This window comes from Pelagivirga sediminicola (genome assembly GCF_003072125.1).
Classification (GTDB): Bacteria; Pseudomonadota; Alphaproteobacteria; order Rhodobacterales; family Rhodobacteraceae; genus Roseovarius; species Roseovarius sediminicola.
This window is the reverse complement of record NZ_QCYH01000039.1, coordinates 1-3,982: the sequence shown is the minus strand read 5'-3', so window position 1 is coordinate 3,982 and position 3,982 is coordinate 1. Positions and strand designations below refer to the sequence as shown.

Sequence of the window (3,982 nt, the reverse complement as noted above, 5' to 3'; positions counted from 1 at the left end):
AGAACACGGCCAGATGCTGGAATGGTATGGGGGACAGTTCGACCCGGATGAGGCAGAGATCGGCCGCATCCTCGATAACTTCGAGCATCTTGCCAAAAAATGGGCCCCGAAGCCGCGTAAACCAAAAGCCGTACCCAAACACCTCTGATCAATACGGCGCGCCTACGGCCTTCGCCGAATGCTTACTCTACGAGGCGGTCTCCGCCTTCATTTCGCAGAAGGCGCCGGGCTTCAACTGGTGGGGTATCGCGATTCTGGGTGCTTCGCTCGTGGTCAACCCGTTCCTCGCCTGGGGCAAGTATCGCTATGGCAAACGGCTCGATGCGCCCGCCCTGAAGTACGATGCCAAGGACACCATGATCTGCCAGTATCAGACAATCGTGGTGTTGGCCGGGATCGGTCTGACGCAATGGATGGGCTGGTGGTGGGCCGACCCGGTCGCGGCGCTTCTGATCGTGCCCTACGTTGCGTGGGAAGCGTTTGAGGCCACCAAGGATGCGCGGTCGGTCGAGCCGGAGGAGGCCGACGCTACTGCCGACGCCTGACGTTGCGCATGATGAACCGGGATTTAGGCATGGGCGGCAGTTCTTCGGTTTCCAGATCCAGATCCTGATCTGGCACTTCGTAGTCGATGGCGTTCACGAAGAAACTGCAAAACGCCTTCATCTGGCTGATCGCGATCCACTCGCCCGGACAACGGTGGTTCCTGTGGTGATCACCACCGCCCTGCGGAATGAAGTCGTAGGGGGTGACCTCCCGATCGTGAAACCGCTCGGGCCGGAACTCTTGCGGCGCGTCCCACGAGCGAGCGTCGGTATTTGTGCCGTAGAGGTCGAGCAGAACCCTGTACCCTTTGGAAAAGCGATATCCGCGCCACTCGAAATCACTCTTCACCCGTGCCGCGACCGCGGGAAAGAACGGATACAGACGGCGGACCTCTTGCACGAAAGGTTCGAGCTGTCCCTCGTCGTCCTTCAGCTTTTGCCGCCACTCGGGATGCCGATGCAGGGCATGCGCCGCCTGGGCGATGAACGCAGAGACGGCGACGATCGGGCGTACTACGTTCAGAAGCTCCACGGCGGCAACCTTGGAGGTCAGCAGCTCCCCATTCAGATCGCGCCACGTCGCGACGACATGGGCGGCGCTTTCCTGTCCTGTCTGAAGGCTTCCGTCGCGCAGCCGTTCAATAATCCCGGCTGTCCAACGCTCTGCGCGATGCCGCGCCAGACGCGCACCCCAGTGCTTCCAGCCGACCGCCCCGGCGTCTTGGAAGAGCGCCGTCATCTGCGCCGTCCGCGTCTCGACCTCCGCTTCGGGAAGCGGCACGCCCGACCAGGCGCAGGCAGCTCTGGTGAGGATTTCGCGCACTTCGTCGTAGAGAACGACCTTCTCCGCCGCTTGCCAGTCCCGTGCGTAGCGGTCCAACAGGTCCCGCGTCGTGTTTTCGAGAGCTTCGATCCGCTCCGACGCCATGAGTGACATAAACATCCGCTTCCGATGACGGTGGGCCTCGCCATCGAGCCCCTGGATGCCCTTTTCGCCGAGCAGGGTTCTCTGGATACGCTTCGGCATCGAGCCTGCGCGCACGAGCCCATCCTCGGAATAGAAGACCTCCGCAGCTGCGGCACCAGTCATGCAGATCGTCTTTTGAAAGAGGATGCGGGTCTCGAACAGGTCGCCCTCAAGATCGCGGCATGTGTCCGGAATGAACTCATATGGGTTGCGCAGCAGGGCAAGCGTGCTGTCGATGCCCTTTGCGGATGGAATGCTGGACATCGATTATTTCCCCGTAACGTTTTCTTCTCGGTGGTTACGTTCGGGCTTGTTCTGCGCCGAGCGGAAGCTGTCCCAGAACAGCAGGGCCGCACCGCAGAAAATCGCCACATCCGCAAGATTGAAGGACGGCCAGTGGTATGTTCCGTAATGGAAATCCAGAAAATCCGGGACGGCCTGATAACGCAGCCGGTCGAGGACATTGCCGAGCGCGCCGCCGATGATCAGACCGAGAGCGGCAGCCGTCAGCCTGTCCGGCGCGCGCCACAACCAGATCAGCAGCCATGCCACGATCACGCCAGCAAGCGCGATGAGACCCCACCAAGGCACGATCCCGCCCAGCATACCGAAGCTGACTCCGTCGTTCAGAACCCGCACGAGATTGAGAAAGGGTAGAACCTCGACGCCGCGCTCAAGCGCCGGTGTGTTCAGCGCAAGCGCCTTGGTACCCTGATCGAGGCCGAACGCCGCGATCGCGCAGAGCCCGCCCAGAACGCGGCTGTTCATGCCGCTGCCTTCAGATCGGCCCGCGCATCGCGGATGATTGCCCAAGACGAGTGCAGGAACAGTCCGGCGATGCCGAAGGCGACGATGAGGTCCGGCCAGGCGCTGCCCAGCCACGCCACGAGACCGGCGGCAACGACAACCGCCGCATTGCCGATGGCGTCGTTGCGCGAGAATAGCCAGACGGCCCGCATGTTCGCGTCGCCCTTGCGGAACCGCAGCAGCGGCAGAACGGAGATGACGTTGACGACAAGGGCGATCATGCCAAGCAGGCCCATTAGACCTGCATCCGGCGTCGTCCGTTCGAAGACTCGCACGATGGTCGTGCCGAGGACGCCAAGGCCGAGCAGGCCGAGGAAGATGCCTTGGATCAAGGCCGACCGTGCCCGCCAGGCGAGGCTCCAGCCGATGGCCAGCAGGCCAAGGAAGGTGATCGCGCCGTCGCCGATGAAATCGAGCGCATCGGCCTTCACGGCCTGCGATCCGGAAATGAAACCGCCGATCATTTCGAGGACCCCGTATCCCACGTTCAGGATCACGACGATCCAGAGGGCACGGCGGTAGGCCGGGTCCTGATGGGCGGGATTCGGCGGAATGTCTTCATCGCCCTCGATCCGGTCGAAGCCATAGCCTGTCACCGCGACTGCCTTTTCGATGTCCGGCAGGCGCACTTCGGGTGCAGTCAGTGTCATGATGTGCGTCGCGGCCGACACTTTCACATCGCCGGGCGCGACCCCGGCTGCCTGTGCCGCCCGCTCGATCTGCGCGGCATCCTTGGCGCAATCCATACCGGAAACCCGGTAACGGACGGGCGGGACATCTGCCGTCGATCCGGCATTTTCGGTGTTGGCCATGGTCGCGCTATTCCTGCTAGGATGAATCGAAGAACAACATATCAGCGAGGAGTGATATGGCGCAATTGGTCGATGACCGCAAGAGCGCAACCATCGAGCGACGGGCGAAGCTGTTCCGCGGCTTCGCGGACCCGAGCCGCCTGGCCATCCTCGGTGCACTTTGCAACGAGCCATTGGCCGTTCACGAGATCGTCGAGCGGACCGAACTATCGCAACCCAACGTCTCCAACCATCTGAGGTGCCTGCTGGACTGCGGGCTTGTCGCCAGCGACCGCGAAGGGCGCTTCATCCGTTACCGTATCAGCAACCCGCGCATCACGGTCCTTCTGAACGATGTGGACGCACTTCTCGACGTGGTCGCAAAGGGTGTTGAGGCGTGTGACAATTATCGTGAGGCGTGAGTCAGAACGGACGGCCGGTCGACTCGGCGCAGATCGGTTGGAAAGATGTTGTCCGTGTGCAGGGTCCGACCGGAATCCTGCTGAGGTTCGACAAGCTGGCTTCGGAAGAGACACCATTCATGTATCACTGCCACATCCTCGAACACGAGGATGCGGGCATGATGGGGCAGTTTACGGTCACATAACAGGACCCCACCCGCTCGACACCGGGCGTCGTCAAGAGCTTACGTCTTCTTGCGGCGTTCTATCAGGTGCCGGTGTCGCCTTGTTGAAACGCATTACGGAGTATGTCTAGACCCGAACGGAGAACACCTCGCTAAGCTGCGGGTCCGCCGAAGCGGCCGTCCAGTCGCTCGGCAGCATTCGTCAAAAAGGGCTCAAAGCCGACCTCGGATGCGGCGCAGCATCATATGGTATGATGTCTTGTCAACGTCGGGTTGTCGATGTGGG

Annotated in this window: 6 protein-coding genes; 3 read left to right on the top strand and 3 right to left on the bottom strand. The window is 61.8% G+C overall.

Features of this window, described 5'->3' with window-relative positions; all coding sequences use genetic code 11:
- Nucleotides 1-26 precede the first annotated feature (26 nt).
- Complete coding sequence (locus DC366_RS19145) at nucleotides 27-545, top strand: cation diffusion facilitator family transporter (protein ID WP_341476707.1); 519 nt, start codon at nucleotides 27-29, stop codon at nucleotides 543-545.
- On the opposite strand, the gene DC366_RS19140 is transcribed toward DC366_RS19145, so the two are convergent.
- Genes DC366_RS19140 through DC366_RS19130 form a run of 3 tightly spaced genes read right to left on the bottom strand, consistent with a single transcriptional unit; the run spans nucleotide 529 to nucleotide 3,131 of the window.
- On the bottom strand, nucleotides 529-1,776 hold the full coding sequence (locus tag DC366_RS19140) for a cytochrome P450 (protein ID WP_047998166.1): 1,248 nt from the start codon (nucleotides 1,774-1,776) through the stop codon (nucleotides 529-531). The two genes, DC366_RS19145 and DC366_RS19140, sit on opposite strands and share 17 nt — an antisense overlap.
- Nucleotides 1,777-1,779: 3 nt before the next feature.
- Nucleotides 1,780-2,280 (bottom strand): signal peptidase II, encoded by a 501-nt coding sequence (gene lspA / locus DC366_RS19135; RefSeq protein ID WP_009807499.1) that lies wholly within the window; start codon nucleotides 2,278-2,280, stop codon nucleotides 1,780-1,782.
- Nucleotides 2,277-3,131, bottom strand: coding sequence for a cation efflux transmembrane domain-containing protein (locus DC366_RS19130; protein ID WP_036708216.1), 855 nt, complete (start codon nucleotides 3,129-3,131; stop codon nucleotides 2,277-2,279). The genes lspA and DC366_RS19130 overlap by 4 nt, the downstream gene beginning before the upstream one ends.
- A gap of 56 nt (nucleotides 3,132-3,187) precedes the next feature.
- On the opposite strand from DC366_RS19130, the gene DC366_RS19125 reads away from it, so the two are divergent.
- The gene (locus DC366_RS19125; protein WP_035746440.1) at nucleotides 3,188-3,532 is read left to right on the top strand and encodes an ArsR/SmtB family transcription factor; all 345 of its coding nucleotides are present in this window, start codon (nucleotides 3,188-3,190) and stop codon (nucleotides 3,530-3,532) included.
- Nucleotides 3,529-3,717 (top strand): multicopper oxidase domain-containing protein, encoded by a 189-nt coding sequence (locus tag DC366_RS19120; RefSeq protein ID WP_035746442.1) that lies wholly within the window; start codon nucleotides 3,529-3,531, stop codon nucleotides 3,715-3,717. Before DC366_RS19125 ends, DC366_RS19120 begins: the two co-directional genes overlap by 4 nt.
- The last annotated feature ends 265 nt before the right edge of the window (nucleotides 3,718-3,982 follow it).

Excerpts from the sequence above, each read along its gene's own strand:
- DC366_RS19145 (WP_341476707.1), top strand. The coding sequence starts at position 27 with ATGGGGGACAGTTCGACCCGGATGAGGCAGAGATCGGCCGCATCCTCG.
- DC366_RS19140 (WP_047998166.1), bottom strand. The coding sequence starts at position 1,776 with ATGTCCAGCATTCCATCCGCAAAGGGCATCGACAGCACGCTTGCCCTG.
- lspA (WP_009807499.1), bottom strand. The coding sequence starts at position 2,280 with ATGAACAGCCGCGTTCTGGGCGGGCTCTGCGCGATCGCGGCGTTCGGC.
- DC366_RS19130 (WP_036708216.1), bottom strand. The coding sequence starts at position 3,131 with ATGGCCAACACCGAAAATGCCGGATCGACGGCAGATGTCCCGCCCGTC.
- DC366_RS19125 (WP_035746440.1), top strand. The coding sequence starts at position 3,188 with ATGGCGCAATTGGTCGATGACCGCAAGAGCGCAACCATCGAGCGACGG.